18 protein-coding genes are annotated in these 16,513 nt (G+C 73.1%); 11 read left to right on the top strand and 7 right to left on the bottom strand.

The features are described 5' to 3' along the window. The first annotated feature begins 13 nt into the window (after positions 1-13). The 7 genes from MA879_RS07815 to MA879_RS07790 all read left to right on the top strand — a co-directional run bounded on the left by MA879_RS07815 (position 14) and on the right by MA879_RS07790 (position 6,667). Positions 14-799 (top strand): enoyl-CoA hydratase/isomerase family protein, encoded by a 786-nt coding sequence (locus MA879_RS07815; protein WP_248124939.1) that lies wholly within the window; start codon positions 14-16, stop codon positions 797-799. 231 nt (positions 800-1,030) lie between these two features. Next, positions 1,031-2,401: an MFS transporter gene (locus tag MA879_RS07810; RefSeq protein ID WP_248124870.1), complete on the top strand. Its 1,371-nt coding sequence runs from the start codon at positions 1,031-1,033 to the stop codon at positions 2,399-2,401. 186 nt (positions 2,402-2,587) lie between these two features. Beyond that, complete coding sequence (locus tag MA879_RS12665) at positions 2,588-3,112, top strand: flavin reductase family protein (RefSeq protein WP_418001229.1); 525 nt, start codon at positions 2,588-2,590, stop codon at positions 3,110-3,112. A 47-nt stretch (positions 3,113-3,159) separates the two neighbouring features. Further along, positions 3,160-4,377, top strand: coding sequence for a thiolase family protein (locus MA879_RS07805; protein ID WP_248124869.1), 1,218 nt, complete (start codon positions 3,160-3,162; stop codon positions 4,375-4,377). A gap of 4 nt (positions 4,378-4,381) precedes the next feature. Then, complete coding sequence (locus MA879_RS07800; RefSeq protein WP_248124867.1) at positions 4,382-5,167, top strand: enoyl-CoA hydratase/isomerase family protein; 786 nt, start codon at positions 4,382-4,384, stop codon at positions 5,165-5,167. An 8-nt stretch (positions 5,168-5,175) separates the two neighbouring features. Beyond that, the gene (locus MA879_RS07795) at positions 5,176-6,072 is read left to right on the top strand and encodes a 3-hydroxyacyl-CoA dehydrogenase family protein (RefSeq protein ID WP_248124864.1); all 897 of its coding nucleotides are present in this window, start codon (positions 5,176-5,178) and stop codon (positions 6,070-6,072) included. An 85-nt stretch (positions 6,073-6,157) separates the two neighbouring features. Then, positions 6,158-6,667, top strand: a complete 510-nt coding sequence (locus tag MA879_RS07790) for an SRPBCC family protein (RefSeq protein WP_248124862.1) — start codon at positions 6,158-6,160, stop codon at positions 6,665-6,667. A gap of 99 nt (positions 6,668-6,766) precedes the next feature. On the opposite strand, the gene MA879_RS07785 is transcribed toward MA879_RS07790, so the two are convergent. The 5 genes from MA879_RS07785 to panD form a co-directional block, all read right to left on the bottom strand. Beyond that, the gene (locus tag MA879_RS07785; protein WP_248124859.1) at positions 6,767-7,030 is read right to left on the bottom strand and encodes a hypothetical protein; all 264 of its coding nucleotides are present in this window, start codon (positions 7,028-7,030) and stop codon (positions 6,767-6,769) included. Beyond that, entirely contained in the window at positions 7,020-7,316 is a 297-nt protein-coding gene (locus MA879_RS07780) for an ArsR/SmtB family transcription factor (RefSeq protein ID WP_248124856.1), read from the bottom strand. The genes MA879_RS07785 and MA879_RS07780 overlap by 11 nt, the downstream gene beginning before the upstream one ends. Before the next feature lie 74 nt (positions 7,317-7,390). Continuing rightward, positions 7,391-7,756: a hypothetical protein gene (locus MA879_RS07775; RefSeq protein WP_248124854.1), complete on the bottom strand. Its 366-nt coding sequence runs from the start codon at positions 7,754-7,756 to the stop codon at positions 7,391-7,393. Continuing rightward, positions 7,744-8,037: a hypothetical protein gene (locus MA879_RS07770; RefSeq protein ID WP_248124851.1), complete on the bottom strand. Its 294-nt coding sequence runs from the start codon at positions 8,035-8,037 to the stop codon at positions 7,744-7,746. Before MA879_RS07770 ends, MA879_RS07775 begins: the two co-directional genes overlap by 13 nt. A 4-nt stretch (positions 8,038-8,041) precedes the next feature. Next, positions 8,042-8,479, bottom strand: a complete 438-nt coding sequence (gene panD, locus MA879_RS07765) for an aspartate 1-decarboxylase (RefSeq protein WP_248124849.1) — start codon at positions 8,477-8,479, stop codon at positions 8,042-8,044. Positions 8,480-8,868: 389 nt separating this feature from the next. Here panD and MA879_RS07760 point away from each other — a divergent pair, with 389 nt between their 5' ends. From MA879_RS07760 to MA879_RS07745, 4 genes are all read left to right on the top strand, one after another. Further along, complete coding sequence (locus MA879_RS07760) at positions 8,869-9,810, top strand: DUF559 domain-containing protein (protein ID WP_248124846.1); 942 nt, start codon at positions 8,869-8,871, stop codon at positions 9,808-9,810. Between the two features lie 332 nt (positions 9,811-10,142). Beyond that, positions 10,143-12,266: a phenylacetic acid degradation bifunctional protein PaaZ gene (gene paaZ, locus MA879_RS07755; RefSeq protein ID WP_248124843.1), complete on the top strand. Its 2,124-nt coding sequence runs from the start codon at positions 10,143-10,145 to the stop codon at positions 12,264-12,266. 137 nt (positions 12,267-12,403) lie between these two features. Next, positions 12,404-13,336 carry a 3-hydroxyacyl-CoA dehydrogenase gene (locus MA879_RS07750; RefSeq protein WP_248124841.1) on the top strand — a complete coding sequence of 311 codons (933 nt, stop codon included), beginning with the start codon at positions 12,404-12,406 and terminating at the stop codon, positions 13,334-13,336. A 115-nt stretch (positions 13,337-13,451) separates the two neighbouring features. Next, on the top strand, positions 13,452-14,402 hold the full coding sequence (locus MA879_RS07745; RefSeq protein WP_248124838.1) for a hypothetical protein: 951 nt from the start codon (positions 13,452-13,454) through the stop codon (positions 14,400-14,402). 13 nt (positions 14,403-14,415) lie between these two features. On the opposite strand, the gene MA879_RS07740 is transcribed toward MA879_RS07745, so the two are convergent. Both MA879_RS07740 and MA879_RS07735 read right to left on the bottom strand, forming a co-directional pair. Next, positions 14,416-15,027: a TetR/AcrR family transcriptional regulator gene (locus tag MA879_RS07740; protein ID WP_248124835.1), complete on the bottom strand. Its 612-nt coding sequence runs from the start codon at positions 15,025-15,027 to the stop codon at positions 14,416-14,418. Positions 15,028-15,122: 95 nt separating this feature from the next. Further along, positions 15,123-16,472: a phenylacetate--CoA ligase family protein gene (locus tag MA879_RS07735; RefSeq protein ID WP_248124833.1), complete on the bottom strand. Its 1,350-nt coding sequence runs from the start codon at positions 16,470-16,472 to the stop codon at positions 15,123-15,125. Between the last annotated feature and the right edge of the window lie 41 nt (positions 16,473-16,513).

Below are 16,513 nucleotides of genomic sequence, written 5' to 3'. Positions count from 1 at the left end.
GCACCCGATGAGCATGGTCGAGCTGACCGTGGCCGGCGGCGTCGCCGAGGTGACGCTGAACGCCCCGAAGAAGATGAACTCCCTGGACGAGCAGGCCCTGGCCGACCTCGGCGCCGCGTACGCCGAGATCGCGGACAGGGCCGAGACCGGCGAGGTCCGCGCGGTGCTGCTGCGCGGCGAGGGCCGCGGCTTCTGCGCGGGCCGCGACATCTCCGGCGTGACCCCTGCCGACGACGACGCCACCGCCTATCTGCGGGACCGGGTCACCCCCGTGCTGCGCGCCCTGTCCGAGTGCCCCGTGCCGACCTTCGCGGCCGTGCAAGGCGCATGCCTGGGCGTCGGGCTCGGCCTGGCGATCGCCACGGACGTGGTCTACGTGGCAGAGGACGCGAAGATCGGCTCGCCGTTCGCGAACCTCGGCGCCACCTTGGACTCGGGCGGCCACTGGCTCTTCACCGAGCGCCTGGGCGCGCACCGCACCCTGGACCTGATCTACACCGCCGAGCTGATCTCCGGCGCGGAGGCCGTCCAGGCCGGGCTGTTCTCCCGGGCCCTGCCCGCGGACGAGCTGCTCGAGTTCACCCGCGCGAAGGTCGCCCAGGTGGCCTCCGGGGCGACCCTCGCGTTCCGCGCGTCGAAGGAGCTCGTGGCCCAGGTCCGCGACCGGCGCGTGGGCCTGTGGGAGTCCCTCGATGCCGAGAACATCGCCCAGGGCGAGCTCTGCGGCACCGCCGACTACGCCGAGGGGTTCCGGGCCTTCCAGGAGAAGCGGACGCCCGCGTTCACCGGCCGCGGCTGAGCCGCCGCACCCCGCCACCGACGACGGCGCCGCACCCTTCGCGCGAGGGGCGCGGCGCCGTCGTCGTCCCGGCCCGGCCGCGTCACATTCCCGTCATCAGCCCTGATCGTGGCGTGAGTCACAGAGGATCGTATACGGTGACGGGTGTCACTTTTCGACCGATCGGTCGGGAACCACACCGTCCCGCCGCCGTCTCACGGTCGGCCGCCGCCCCGCATCCCAGAAGCACCCATGAGCCACACCGTCGCATCCCCCGTGGCGCCCGCCCCCGCGCGCGATCGCCGCGAGGAGCGAAAGGTCATCGCCGGCACCGTCGTCGGCACCACCATCGAGTGGTACGACTTCTTCATCTTCGCCCAGGCCACCGCCCTGGTCTTCGCCACCCTCTTCTTCCAGCCGATGGGCGAGAGCGGCTCCCAGATCGCCGCGTGGGTCACCCTCGGCATCTCCTTCCTCGTCCGCCCGCTCGGCGCGATCATCGCCGGCCACCTCGGCGACCGCTTCGGCCGCAAGCTCGTCCTGTCCCTCACGCTGATCGGCATGGGCCTGGCCACCACCCTCATCGGCCTGCTGCCCACCTACGCCCAGATCGGCGTGTGGGCCCCGATCCTCCTCGTCCTGCTCCGCCTGCTGCAGGGCTTCTCCGCCGGCGGCGAGTGGGGCGGCGCCGCCCTCCTCTCCGTGGAGCACGCCCCGCACGGCAAGCGCGGCCTCTTCGGCTCCGCCCCGCAGGTGGGCGTGCCGCTCGGCATGCTGATGGCCACGGGCGTCCTGTTCGCCGTCCGCACGTCCATGAGCCCGGAGGCCTTCCTCGAGTGGGGCTGGCGTGTGCCCTTCCTGCTCTCCGTGGTCCTGATCTTCGTGGGCCACATCATCCGCAAGGCCGTCGAGGAGTCCCCGGTCTTCAAGGAGATGCAGCAGCTGAAGAAGGACGAGTCGGCCCCGCTCGGCGAGCTGTTCCGCACCAACACCAAGAACGTGATCCTCGCCGCGCTGATCTTCGCCGCCAACAACGCGGTGGGATACCTCGTGATCGCCTGGTTCGCCAAGTACGGCCAGAAGAACCTGGGCATGGCGCCCACCGACACCCTGACCGCGGCCCTCGTGGGCGGCGCGGGCTGGTTCCTCTTCACCCTCTTCGGCGGGTGGATCTCCGACAAGATCGGCCGCCGCCTGACCTTCCAGCTCGGCTACGCGTTCCTGATCATCTGGTCCATCCCGATGTTCCTGATGATGAACACCGCCTCGCTGCCGCTGTTCGCCGCCGCCCTGTTCGTCCTCACCATCGGCCTCGGCCCGTCCTACGGCCCGCAGTCGGCCATGTACGCCGAGATGTTCCCGGCCAAGGTCCGTTTCTCCGGCGTGTCGATCGGCTACGCGATCGGCGCCATCATCGGCGGCGCGTTCGCCCCGCTGATCGCCGACCTGCTCCTCCCGAACGGCTGGGCCTGGGTAGCCGGCTACATGATCGTCATCTCCCTGATCTCCCTGGTGGCCGTCTCCATGGTCCCCAAGGGCATCCAGGACCGGAACCTGCACGACGCCCGCCTCGACGCCACCGCCTCGGTCGACGTCCTCGACGCCGCGAAGGGCACCCACTGACCCGTGCGGGGTGAGCGGCCGCACGGCCCCTCCCACCCCCGGACGACGGCATCGTCCCCGGCAGACGGGGGCGGCGCCGTCGCGCTGTGCCGCCCCGGGCCGCCCCGGTCCCCTGACTTTCGAACGTCGTTTCGGGCGAATGGAGTCTTTCGAGCGTGGAACAGGACCTATACGGCGTTCGAAAGCATGGGGTTCAGCAGGGAGGCCCCCGGGCAGTTCACGGTGTCGCTCGTGGACCGGGCCCTCGCCGAGGCCCGCAACACCACGTCCGCCCCGGTCGGCCCCGGGGTGGACGAGTTCGTCCTGGCGGGCCTGGAGAAGGAGCCGAGCGCCGTCGTCGCGCCGCCCCGGGTGGCTGCGAGCCCCGCCGTCCTGGAATGCACGCTCGAGCGCGTGGCCCCCGCGGGCGACGGCCACTGCATGTTCGGCCGGGTGGTGCACGTAGCGGTCCGGGGGGACACGCTGGTGACGGACGCGCCGGGTCGGACCCTGCCCGCCCCGGACCGACTGGGCCCGGTGCCCGGCTCGGGCGGGACGAGTGGGCGGGCCTCGGCGAGGTGTTCACGCAGGGGCGGCCGCACGCCTGAGCCCGCACGGACCCTCGGGCACGCCCCGCCCTTGCAGTCCGGCGGCCCTGAACCCGGCGCACCCTCATGTTTGACCCGCGTCACACCCGGGCCGGATACTGAACTCCGAACGCACGGTCGGTAATTCGCCGCGCCCGCCCCGCCCCGTCGTCGGTCACTCAAGGAGTCTCCATGTCCGCACAGTCCCAGGCCCTGCTCGTCGGCGGTCGCCGCACGCCCGTCGGCAAGTACGGCGGCGCCCTCTCCTCCGTCCGCCCCGACGACCTCGCCGCCCTGACCATCAAGGCCGTGATCGAGGACGCCGGCATCGACCCATCGGTCGTGGATGAGGTCATCCTCGGCAACGCCAACGGCGCCGGCGAGGAGAACCGCAACGTCGCCCGCATGGCCTGGCTGCTGGCCGGCTTCCCGGACACCGTCCCGGGCATCACCGTGAACCGCCTCTGCGCGTCCGGCATGTCCGCGATCGGCATCGCCACCGCGATGGTGCGCTCCGGGATGGCCGACGTCGTCGTGGCCGGCGGCGTGGAGTCGATGTCCCGCGCCCCCTGGGTGATGGAGAAGCCGACGACGGCGTTCGCCAAGCCCGGCGCGGCCTTCGACACCGCGATCGGCTGGCGCTTCGTGAACCCGCGCTTCGCGGACGGCGAGTTCGGGGAGAAGTTCACCTTCTCCATGCCGGAGACCGCCGAGGAGGTCGGCGAGGTGGACGGCATCACCCGCGAGGACGCCGACGCCTTCGCCGCCCGCTCGCATGCGCGTGCGCTGGCCGCCATCGAGGCCGGCCGCTTCGCGGACGAGATCGTGCCCGTCGTCGTCACGGGCCGCAAGGGCACGGAGACGATCGTGGACACGGACGAGGGCCCCCGCCCCGGCTCCACCCCCGAGGTGCTCGCCGGCCTGCGCCCGATCATCAAGAAGGACGGCGTGGTCACCGCCGGCAACTCCTCCTCCCTCAACGACGGCGCCTCGGCGATCCTCGTCGTCTCCGAGCGGGCCGCGCAGAAGTACGGCCTGACCCCGCGGGCCCGCGTCGTGGAGTCCACCTCGGCGGGCCTGGCCCCCGAGATCATGGGCCTGGGCCCCGTCCCGGCCACCGAAAAAGCCCTGGAGCGCTCCGGCTGGTCCGTGGCGGATCTGGGCGCCGTCGAGCTCAACGAGGCCTTCGCCACGCAGTCCCTGGCCTCGATGCGGCGCCTCGGCCTGGACCCGGAGACCGTCAACGCCGACGGCGGCGCGATCGCCCTGGGCCATCCGCTGGGCTCCTCGGGCTCGCGCCTCGTGGTCACGCTGCTCGGTCGGATGGAGCGCGAGGGCGCGGACAGGGGCCTGGCCACGATGTGCGTGGGCGTGGGCCAGGGCTCCGCGATGCTCGTCGAGAAGGTCTGAGCGCATGGACGACTTCAGCCACTTCACGGCACTGCGCGTCGAGGAGCGTGTGGACCGCGTCCACGCGCGCATGGACCGCCCGGGCGTGCGCAACGCGATCGACCAGACCATGGTCGACGAGTTCCACGAGCTCTGCGCCCACCTCGAACGCGAGCCGAAGATCCTGATCATCTCGGGCACGCAGGTGGAGTCGACGCGCGAGCCGGGGACGTTCTCCGGCATCTTCGCCTCCGGCGCGGACATCGGACAGCTGCGCGAGCGCCGCCGCGACGACGCCCTGCGCGGTGTGAACTCGCAGGTCTTCGACCGCATCCACCGGCTGCCCATGCCCGTGATCGCCGCGATCGACGGCTTCGCCCTCGGCGGCGGCGCGGAACTGGCCTACGCGGCCGACTTCCGCATCGCCACCCCGGCGCTGAAGATGGGCCAGCCCGAGACGAGTCTGGGGATCACCGCCGCGGCGGGCGCCCAGTGGCGGCTCAAGGAGCTGGTGGGTGAGCCGGTGGCCCTCGAGCTGCTGCTCGCCGGACGGATCCTGGACGCTCAGGAGGCCCTCGAGCTCACGCTCGTCACCGAGCTGCACGAGCCGGACGCCCTGCTCGACGCCGCCGACGCCCTCGCCGACCGCATCGCGCAGCAGGACCCGCTGGCGGTGCGGCTGTCCAAGCGCGTCTTCCACCTCCCTCGCGAGGCCCACCCCCACGTGGACGAGATCGCGCAGGCCATCCTGTTCGAGTCCGAGGCCAAGTTCGAGCGCATGCAGGCGTTCCTGGACCGCAAGAACAAGTGAGGACTGACATGACCGAGGACCAGACCACCCCCGCCGCCGGCACCGGCTCCGTGCCCGCCGTCGTCGGCGTGCTCGGCGGCGGCCGCATGGGCGCGGGCATCGCCCACGCGTTCCTCGTCTCCGGCTCGTCCGAGGTGGTCGTCGTCGAGCGCGACCCGCAGTCGGCCGAGGCCGCCCAGGGGCGCATCGAGGCCGACCTGGCCGCCTCCCTCGAGCGCGGCAAGATCGACGGCGACCTGGACGTGTGGGAGCAGCGCCTGACCGTCTCCGTGGACCGGGCCGACTTCGCCCGCTGCGACCTCGTGGTCGAGGCCGTGTTCGAGGACATGCAGGTGAAGATCGAGGCGCTCACCGACGTCGAGACCCACCTGCGCGAGGACGCCTGGCTGGCCAGCAACACCTCCTCCCTGTCCATCGACGAGATCGCCACGCATCTGCAGCGCCCCGAGCGCTTCTGCGGCCTGCACTACTTCAACCCGGTGCCCGCCTCGAAGCTCGTGGAGGTCGTGATCGGCGAGCAGACCGGTGCGGAGCTCCAGGCCCTGTCCACCGAGTGGGTCCGCGGGCTCGGCAAGACCCCCGTCGTCGTCAAGGACGCCCCGGGGTTCGCCTCGTCGCGCCTGGGCGTGGCCATCGCGCTCGAGGCCATCCGCATGGTCGAGGAGGGTGTGGCCTCCCCCGAGGACATCGACGCCGCCATGGTGCTGGGCTACAAGTTCCCGGTCGGCCCGCTGGCCCTGACCGACATCGTGGGCCTGGACGTGCGCCTGGGCATCGCGGAGTACCTCGAGTCCCAGCTGGGTGAGCGCTTCGCCCCGCCGCAGCTCATGCGGGACATGGTGGCCCGCGGCGAGCTCGGCCGGAAGTCCGGCAAGGGCTTCTTCGACTACGCCGACCGGGCCTGAGCCTCCCGGGGACAGCACGACGGCGGCCGGTCACCTCGGAGCGTCACCGGCCGCCGTCGTGCGCGCGGGGCACCACAATGGGCGCATGCCCCACTCCCGCCGCGCCGACCGACCGTTCGTCTTCCGCCACCGCTGGGCCGTGCCGCGCCCGGCCGAGGAGGTCATGGAGCTGCTGGGGAACCCGCTGCGGTACCCCGAGTGGTGGCCGGCCATCCCCCGGGCCGTGCACCTGCCCCGGGAGGGCGCGGGCGACGGCGGGGCCGACGAGGCGGCCTCCGATGAGCAGGCCGGGATCCGCCTGGTGGGGCTGGTCCCCGTGCGGCTGGTCATGGAGCGGGTCATCGACGACCGTGAGCGCGGCGTCCTGGTGGCCGCCCTCCACGGGGACCTGGAGGGGACGGTGCAGGTGGACGTGCGCGGGTCGGCGCCCGGCCACTGCCTCGTGACGTGGACCCAGGAGGTGGCGCTCGGGACCCGGTGGATGCGTGCCGTCGCCGCGGCCCCCGGCGGGCGCGCGGCCATGGGCCTGAGCCATGCGGTGGCCATGCGCGCCGGACGGCGCGCCCTGCGCGCGTCGGCCCTGCCCTCCCGCTGAGGGGGGCCGGTCCGGACCGGGACACGACGACGGCGGCCGGTCACCTCCGAAGGTGACCGGCCGCCGTCGTGCGCTGCAGCAGGCCGTGCGGGGCGCGGCTCAGGCGGCCTGCGCGTGGTCGCACGTGGCGCAGGTGCAGTCCGCGCAGGTGCAGGTGGCGCAGGAGCACTCGCCGTCGGCGGCGCAGGAGCCGCACGAGCAGGTGTCGCACTCCTCCACGTGGTCGCCGTGGAGGTGGTGCAGATGGCCGTCATGCTTGTAGTCCACGTGGTCGCCGTGCTGGACGGCCTCATGGCCGCAGTCCGAGCCGTGCTGGTGGTCGTGCTCGGCGTGGATCGGGTGGGTGCTGTGGTCAACGGTCATGATGGACCTCCTCCGCGGCGTGCTGCACCGCGTCTCGGACGATGTGGGCGACGTGGTCGTCGATCAGGGAGTAGGCGCGGCTCCGACCCTCGTGCTCGGAGCGCACCAGCCCGCTCATGCGCAGCACCCGCAAGTGCTGGGACATGAGCGTGTGCGTGACCCCCACGTAGTCGGCCAGGTCGCCCACGCCCACGGGGCCGTCCGCCATGCGCAGCAGCGCGGCCACGCGGACGGGCGAGGCGAGGACCTTGAAGAGCTCGGCGGCCTGCTCGACGTCGGGGGTCATGAGATGAGCATACCTGAAGAGGTGTGCAGATGAAACGGCGTGTGGGAGTGGGCCGGAGGCGCGGCGGGAAGGGCTCAGGCCAGCTGGAGGCGGAGGCCCCGCACGGCGTACCCGGCGATGATGTCCTCCCACTCGATCCGCGGCGTCGAGACCAGCCGCACGTCCTTCCCGAGGAGCCGCTCGAGGAACGGCTCGGTCTCCACGAGGGCGAGGGTGTTGCCCGGGCAGCGATGCGCGCCGTCGCCGAAGCTCATCACTTCGGGGCGCACGTCCGCGAGGTGGAACCGCAGCAGGTCGAGGACCCCGGGGATCGAGACCACGAACGCGGTGAGACGTCGCCAGCCGGTGGCCGGATCGCCGAGGACGGCGCCCGGCTGGTCAGAGGACGCCACGAGGCGCCGGGCCAGTCCCTCCTGGTCCGACTCGGTCAGGCCGACCACGCGAGCGGCGACCCGGGTGGAGAAGTGCAGGGCGAGGTTGGAGAGGTCTGGATGCGGCCGTCCTCGAGGCTGCCGACGAGCGCGTCCGCCTCCGCGCCGAAGCCGGCCTGCCGGGTGGCCTCCGCGGGGCGGAGCACCTCCCGGACCAGCCGTTGGGAGCGGATGTGCCAGACGCCGTCCACGTGCTCCACGTCCGGGCGGGCCGGCTCCCCCACCCGGGTGCTGCGGCGGTCGCCGGTGCCGGACGCGGGGCCGTGGGGCACGGGGCAGGAGCCGGTCATGGCGTCACAGCTCCGCCTGCGCGTCCTCCAGGCGACGTGACTGCGGTGGGCGGGCGACGCCGTCGAGAAGGCCCTCCGCCGGGTCCGAGCCCAGCTCCACGATCCGGTTCCGCCCGTCCACGTGGACGACCGTGGGCTGGAAGGCGCGGGCCTCGGCGTCGTCCATCTGGGCGTAGGCGATGAGGATGACCGTGTCCCCCGGCTGGATGAGGCGGGCCGCGGCGCCGTTGATGCCGAGCACGCCCGAGCCGCGCTCGCCGGCGATCGTGTAGGTCTCGAGGCGGGCGCCGTTGGTGACGTCCACGATGCTCACGAGCTCGCCGGGGAGGATGCCGGCGGCGTCGAGGAGGTCCTGGTCCACGGTCACGGACCCCACGTAGTGCAGGTCCGCCTGGGTGACCGTGGCCCGGTGGATCTTGGCGTGGAACATGGTGCGCAGCATGCGGCGTGGCTCTCCGGGTGGGGTTCGGGATCGTCCGAGCGGACGCTCGCGATTCTACGCACCCCGTCGGGGACCCGCCCGGCGCGGGCCGGTCCGCCTCCCCACGGCGCGGCCCGGTCCGCTGCGCCCCGGCCCGCCCCGCTGCGCCCCGGCCCAGCCGTGAGTGTTGGGGTGCGCCGGCTTCGCGTCTGGAGAGCCCGCCCACCCCAACACTCGCCTCCTCGGTCGGCGGCTGAGCGGCCGGCGGGGGCGACGAGCGCCCTCGACCTCTCCTGCACAGCGCGCCTCCCGCACCGCCCCCTCCACACAACGTCGACGTCGCCGCCCCCGGGCTGCCGCGGCACCCCAGGCTGGACCCCATGCCGCGTCGCCCCTCCCCCCTGCCTCCCATGCCCACCGGCCTGGACCGCCGGCTCCGCGACGCGACCGTCTTCTCCACACTCGCCGCGCGTCGGGCAGGGGTCTCGCGCGGACGCCTCGCGGCCTCCGACCTGGAGAGCGCCGGCCGTGGCCTGTGGCGCGTCCGCGATCGCCCTCCGCAGCTCCTCGACCGGTTGCGGGCGCTGCAGGACATCCACCCGGACGCGGCATTCAGCCACGAGACGGCCGCCGCCGCCCTCGGCCTCTGGCTCCCCCGGCGCCGACGGGCGGACGCCCCGGTCCACCTCGCCGTCCCCTCGTCGCGCAGCACGCGCCTCGAACGCTCCGGGCTCGTGCTCCATCGTCTCGTCCCCACGACGCCGACCACCGTGCACGAGGGCATCCGCGTCGTGGACCCGGTGTGGACCTTCGTCGATCTGGCGGCGGGGCTGTCGAGGGTCGAAGACGCAGCGGTGATCGGCGACTCCCTGGTGCGCACGGCACCCACCGCACGCCGTCGCGCAGACCTGCCGCCCGGCGTCGTGGGCTGGGACCGGGTGCGGGCGGGGGTGGCCGCCCGCACCGGAGCGCGAGGGGTGCGGCTGGCGCGGGCCGCGCTGGAGGTCATGCGCTCCGGGTCCGACTCCGCACAGGAGACCCGCACCCGCCTGCGCCTGGTGCAGGCCGGACTCCCCGAGCCCGAGGTGAACCCGGCGGTGCGGCTGGACACGGGGCAGACGCTGCGGGTGGACCTCGTCTGGCGGGCGTGGAAGGTGGCTGTGGAGTACGACGGCCCGCAGCACTTCACCGATCCCCGGCAGATCCGCGAGGACGCCGCCCGAGAGCGGTCCCTGCGCGCGGAGGGCTGGGAGGTGGTCCGGGTGCGGAGCGAGGATCTCGCCGACGGGCGTTGGGACCTGGTCGTGTGGCAGATCCGCGAGATCCTCCGGCGGCGCGGGGCACCCGTGTGAGGGGTGGCCTGGGTGCCGCCGGGCCGGTGCGCGAGTGTTGGGGTTCACATGGATTCCGGCCCGGAGCCCAGCCCGGCCCAACACTCGGCAGGAGGGAGCAGGGGCCAGGGGTCAGGTGGGCCGGGGAAGGGGTCAGGTGGGCCGGGGCAGGAGGACACACGCGGGACGCAGGGAGCACCCATGACCCCGCCCGCCGCGGGCACCCCTCGCCCTCGGCCGTGATCCGGGTTACCCTGGCAATAACCGAACGATCGGTCAGTCGTCTCCGCCTGCGCCTCCGCGCGTGCCGGGCCGACCCGCGCCGACGCCCTCGAGTCCCGAAGGAGCACCGCATGACCGCCACCGCGGACAAGACCCAGACCGAGATCCTCCCGAGCTTCGTCGCCGGCTCCTGGTGGACGCCCTCGTCCCCGCAGAAGGTCACCGACATCCTCGACGCCACCACCGGCGCGCGCCTGACCGGCGTCTCCACCGACGGCCTCGACACGGCCGCCGCCATCGAGCACGCCCGCACCGTCGGCCAGCAGGCCCTGGGCGAGCTGACCATCCACGAGCGCGCCCTCCAGCTCAAGGAGCTCGCGCTCTACCTGAACTCCCGCGTCCAGGAGCTCTACGACGTCTCCTTCGCCACCGGCGCCACACAGCGCGACCACGCCTTCGACGTCGACGGCGGCATCGGCACCCTCTTCACGTTCTCCGGCAAGGGCCGCCGCGAGCTGCCGAACTCCCACGTGATCATCGACGGCGACGTGGAGCCCCTCTCCCGCGACGGCTCCTTCATCGGCGAGCACATCTACCAGCGCATCCCGGGCGTGGCCGTGCAGATCAACGCGTTCAACTTCCCCGTGTGGGGCATGCTGGAGAAGTTCGCCCCGGCCTTCGTGGCCGGCGTGCCCACCGTGGTCAAGCCGGCCACCCCCACCGGCTACGTCACGCAGAAGTGCGTCGAGCTGATGCTCGAGTCCGGCGTGCTGCCCGAGGGCTCGATCCAGCTGATCTCCGGCTCCGCCCGCGACCTGCTGGACCACCTGGACTACCGCGACCACGTCGCGTTCACCGGCTCCGCCGCCACCGCGGCCACGCTGAAGAAGCACCCGAACGTGCAGGAGGGCGGCGTCCGCTTCACCGCGGAGACCGACTCCCTCAACGCCGCCATCCTCGGCCCGGACGCGGACCCGGAGTCCCCCGAGTTCGAGGCGTTCGTGAAGGTCGTCTTCCAGGAGATGACGGTCAAGGCCGGCCAGAAGTGCACCGCCATCCGCCGGGTGATCGTCCCGCAGGACCGGGTTGAGGCCGTGACCGCCGCCCTCACCGAGCGCCTGGCCGCGAAGGTCGTCCTGGGCGACCCGCGCGTCGAGGGCACCACCATGGGAGCCCTGGCCTCGAAGGAGCAGCAGGGCGAGGTCCGCGGCGCGGTGCAGCGCCTGGTCGACGCCGGCGGTCAGGTCCGCCTCGGCGGCCCCGAGGGCTCGACCGGCGACGCCGACGCCGAGTCCGGCGCGTTCTTCGCCCCCACGGTGCTCACCTTCGAGGACGCGCGCACCCCCGAGGTGCACAGCGTCGAGGCGTTCGGCCCGGTCACCTCGGTGATCGGCTACACGGACGTGGCCGACGCCGTGGCCCTGGCCGCCCTGGGCTCGGGGTCGCTCGTGGCCACGGTCGCCACGAACGACGGTGAGACCGCCCGCGCGTTCGCCGCCGGGATCGGCGCCCACCACGGCCGCGTGCACGTCCTGAACCGCCAGACCGCCGCGACCACCACGGGCCATGGCGCCCCCGTGCCGGTGCTGATCCACGGCGGCCCCGGCCGCGCCGGCGGCGGCGAAGAGCTCGGCGGGGTCCGCGCCGTGAAGCACTACATGCAGCGCACGGCGATCCAGGGCTCCCCGGACATGCTCACGGCCATCACCGGCGTGTGGCATCAGGGCGCCGCGGCCCACACGGTGACCCGCGAGGACGTGGAGGCCGGCACGGCCGTGCACCCGTTCTACAAGTCCCTGGCCGAGCTGACGGTGGGCGACCAGTTCGCCTCCGGCCTGCGCACCGTCACCCTGGAGGACATCACCGCCTTCGCGGAGGAGACCGGGGACAGGTTCTACGCCCACACGGACGAGGAGGCCGCCATGGCCAACCCGTTCTTCCCGCGCCGGGTGGCCCACGGCTACCTGCTGGTCTCGTGGGCCGCGGGGCTGTTCGTGGCCCCGGATCCGGGCCCGGTGCTGGCCAACTACGGCCTGGAGAACCTGCGCTTCATCACGCCGGTGACCTACGACGACGCCATCCGCGTGACCCTGACCGCCAAGCGCATCACCCCGCGCGTGAGCGACGAGTACGGCGAGGTGGCCTGGGACTGCCGGATCCACAACCAGAAGGACGAGCTCTGCGCCCAGTACGACGTGCTGACGCTCGTGGCCAAGACCTGGCCGATGGCCCCGCCTGAGACCTCCCAGGGCTGAGCCTCCCCGCCCCGACGGGCCGTCCCGTGCGCTCCCGCGCACCGGGCGGCCCGTCGTCGTCCCCGGGAACAAGGAGCGTGCCCGGGACGTTCACCTGGGCGTCCCATTCGGACCGCGAGAGAAGAAGGTCGACATACATGTCCGAGTTCACCCGTTTCGATCAGGTCACCGTGCTGGGCACCGGTGTGCTGGGTTCGCAGATCATCATGCAGGCGGCGTACCACGGCAAGAAGGTGGTGGCCTACGACGCCGTCCCCGCCGCCCTCGAGGGGATCGAGCGCCGCTGGGCGTGGATCCGCCAGGGTTACGAAGCAGACCTCGGGGAGGGCTACGACCCGCAGCGCTTCGACGAGGCCCTCGCCCGCATCACGCCGACCTCGGACCTCGGCGAGGCCCTGGCAGATGCGGACATCGTGGTCGAGGCCGTCCCGGAGAACCTGGAGCTCAAGCGCAAGGTGTGGGCCCAGGTGGGCGAGCTCGCCCCCGCCACGACCCTGTTCGCCACGAACACCTCCTCCCTGCTGCCCTCGGACTTCGCCGACGCCAGCGGCCATCCGGAGCGCTTCCTGGCCCTGCACTACGCCAACCGCATCTGGGCGCAGAACACCGCCGAGGTCATGGGCACCGCCGCGACCTCGCCGGAGGCCGTCGCGGGAGCCCTGCAGTTCGCCGAGGAGACCGGCATGGTCCCCGTGCACGTGCGCAAGGAGATCCCGGGCTACTTCCTCAACTCCCTGCTCATCCCGTGGCTGCAGGCCGGCTCCAAGCTGTACATGCACGGAGTGGGCAACCCGGCGGACATCGACCGCACCTGGCGCGTGGCCACCGGCAACGAGCGCGGCCCGTTCCAGACCTATGACATCGTGGGCTTCCACGTGGCCGCCAACGTCTCCCGCAACACGGGCGTCGACTGGCAGCTCGGCTTCGCTGAGCTGCTCGAGAAGAGCATCGCCGAGGGCCACAGCGGCGTGGCCGACGGCCAGGGGTTCTACCGCTACGGGCCGGACGGGGAGAACCTCGGCCCGGTGGAGGACTGGAACCTGGGCGACAAGGACACCCCGCTCGGCTGACCTCCTCCGCTGACGGATCAGGGGCCGTCCGGTGCGCACCCCGCACCGGGCGGCCCCGACGCATGTCCCCGCCGCTTCCTTGTGGCATCCGTCACAGCGCCCGTAGAGTCGGGCCATGATGACCCCCCGACTCCCCCTGCTCGGCGCCCTCGCCGTGGGCGCACTCGCCCTCGCCGGGTGCGCGGGCGGCGGCGGGGAGCCCTCCTCCCCCGCCCCCTCGTCGGCGTCATCGGCGTCGTCCACGACGACGGCGGCCTCGTCCGCGTCCACGTCGCCCGCGGCCTCGTCCGCGTCCACGTCGCCCGCGGCCAGCAGCTCCACGGAGAGCACGGCCAGCGCCTCCGCCTCGGGCAGCCTGTCCCTCGAGATGCCCCCCGCGCTGGACGGGCAGCGGACCCTGGCGGTGCAGGCCGCCGTGCAGCGGGCCGCGGGGCCGGGGTCCGAGGTGGGGCTGAGCGCCGCCTCGCCGCTGGAGCGGCAGACGGAGCTGCGCCAGCGGGCCGCCGGCCTGGAGCAGACGGTCGACGCCGGCGCGAGCCCGGCTTCCACCCGCAGCGCGGAACAGCAGGCCTGCCTGGACGCCACACGCTCCGACCTGGAGCGGGACGCCGAGGCCGGGGCGGCGGATCTGGGGCTCACGGCCCAGCCGGAGACGGCCGCCACGACCGGCGGCGGGCCCACCTCGACGCCGGTGCCCTCCTTGACGACGTCCCCCGACGCCGAGGTCACTCCGCTCGGCGTGCGCGTCACCGTGTACCCCACGGAGGAGGCCGCCCGCGCCGCCCTGGAGGACGCCCGGGCGGCGGCGCAGGCCTGCACCGGGGTGGACCTGGCCGGGCTCGTCGTGGAGAGCGTGACGCGGACCGAGCACGAGGGCGGCACCGCGTACACGGCGCTCCCGGCCCCCGGGGGATCCGTCTACTCCCACCTGACGGCCGTGCAGGACGGCGCCCGCACCGTGGCCGTGGCCCAGGCCGACGCGGACGGCGGGGTGCCCGCGGACGCCGAGGACCGTGCGGCCTCGATCGTCGCCGACGTGCTCACCGCGCTCGACGGCCAGGGCTGAGGACAGCGGGCCCTCAGCCCTGCAGACCCCCGAGCACCACGCCCGTGACGGCGTCGATCATCTGGCCCGGTCCCTGCTGGCCGGGGACGCCGCGATCCGGCCGGTACCAGTCGACGATCGAGTTGATCATGCCGAGCGCCAGGCGCGCGAGGTTGCGCGGGGTCACGTCGGAGCGCACCGCACCCGCGGCCTGGGCGGCCTCGAGCAGGTCGCCCAGACGCCGGGTGATCTCGCGTCGGCGCTCGACGGCGGCCACCTCGACCGCCGAGTTCCCGCGCAGGCGCAGCAGCAGGGTCACCTCGGGCTGCTTCTCCGCCAGCACCCCGAGCGTGCCGCGGATGGCCGCCTCGACCTGCGCGCCGGCGTCGGCCCCGCTGGCCACCACATCGTCCAGGCACGCCTCGAGGGCGTCGAGCGCCTCCGTGACCGCGTGGTCGAGGATCGCCTCCTTGGACTCCACGTGGTGGTAGATCGCGGACTTGGAGATGCCCAGGTGGGTGGCGAGCATGCCCATGGACGTCGCCTCGTAGCCGTGCCGGTTGAAGAGCTCGACGCACTCGGCCAGCAGCGTCTGCCGGTCATAGCCGGGCCGGCCGCGGCGCGGGGTGGGGCTGCTCTGGGGCACGGGGCTCCTTCGGGGGCGGGCGGACGCCGACGACGACGGCGCACCGGTCCACTGTACCGGGCACGCCGGCGTCGGGGTCGGCCGCGGGGACGGGATCAGGCCGGGTCGCGCAGGTCGTAGATCCGCTTGAGCTTGCCGGAGGAGCGGGCCAGGGACTCCGGCTCCACCACGTTGATCACGCACGAGGGGCCGATCTTCGTCTTGATCTCCATGCGCAGGTGCGCTGCGCAGGCCTGGGCCTCCTCGAGGGTCGCATGATCGCGGCGCTCGATGATCACGGCCATCTGGTCCATGCGGTCCGGGCGGGTGATCTCGAGGGTGAAGTGCGGCGACAGGGCCGGCTCCTTGAGGGCCAGCTCCTCGATCTGCGACGGGAACAGGTTCACGCCGCGCAGGATGATCATGTCGTCCGAGCGGCCCGTGATGCGGCCCATGCGGCGGTGGCCCGGGTGCGTGGTGCCCGGCAGCAGGCGGGTGAGGTCGTGGGTGCGGTACCGGATGATCGGCAGCGCCTGCTTGGTGAGCGAGGTGAAGACGAGCTCGCCGTGGCGGCCGGTCTCGAGGACCTCGTCCGTGAGCGGGTCGATGATCTCGGGGCGGAAGTGGTCCTCCCAGATATGGGAGCCGTCCTTGATGGCCGCGGACTCGCCGGCCACGCCCGGGCCCATGACCTCCGAGAGGCCGTAGATGTCCAGGGCGTCGAGGTCGAAGGTCTGCTCGATCTCGCGGCGCATCTCCTCGGTCCACGGCTCCGCGCCGAGGATCGCGACCTCGAGGGAGGACTCGCGGGGGTCCAGGCCGAGCTTCTTGAAGCCGTCCGCGATGGTCAGCAGGTAGGTGGGCGTGGAGAGGATGGCGCGCGGCTGGAAGTCGGTGATCAGCTGCACCTGCTTCTCCGTCTGCCCGCCGGACATCGGGATCACGGCCGCCCCGACGCGCTCGGCGCCGTAGTGGGCGCCGAGGCCGCCGGTGAACAGGCCGTAGCCGTACGCGTTGTGCACGCGGTCACCGGGGCGGATGCCGCCGGCGCGGAAGCAGCGGGCGACGAGGGTGGCCCACGTGGCCAGGTCGTCGTCGGTGTAGCCGACCACGGTGGGCTGGCCGGTGGTGCCGGAGGAGGCGTGGATGCGACGCAGCTCGGGGCCCGTGGCGGCGAACGCGCCGAACGGGTAGCTCTTCCGCAGGAACTCCTTGTCCGTGTACGGGAACTTGGCGAGGTCCCCGAGCTCCGTGAAGTCCGAGGGGTGGACGCCGTGCGCGTCGAAGTGCTCCCGATACGCGGGCACGTTCTCGTAGGCGTGGTGCAGGGTCCAGCGGAGGCGTTCGAACTGGAGCGCCTCGATCTGGTCCCGGCTCATCGTCTCCTCGGGGTCCGGGGCCCCGCGGTCGGCGGGGGCGGGCAGGGGTGCCGGCGTGTACGGGTTGGGGATCGAGGCCTCGAGCATGGCGTTCTCCTGGGGATGCGGGGTCGGGCGGCGGTCGACGA

Origin of the sequence: Micrococcus lacusdianchii, from assembly GCF_023155805.1 — a bacterium.
In the GTDB taxonomy this organism is placed as follows: Bacteria; Actinomycetota; Actinomycetes; order Actinomycetales; family Micrococcaceae; genus Micrococcus; species Micrococcus lacusdianchii.
Note: the sequence above shows the minus strand (reverse complement) of the source record. Positions and strands in the feature narration are given on the sequence as shown.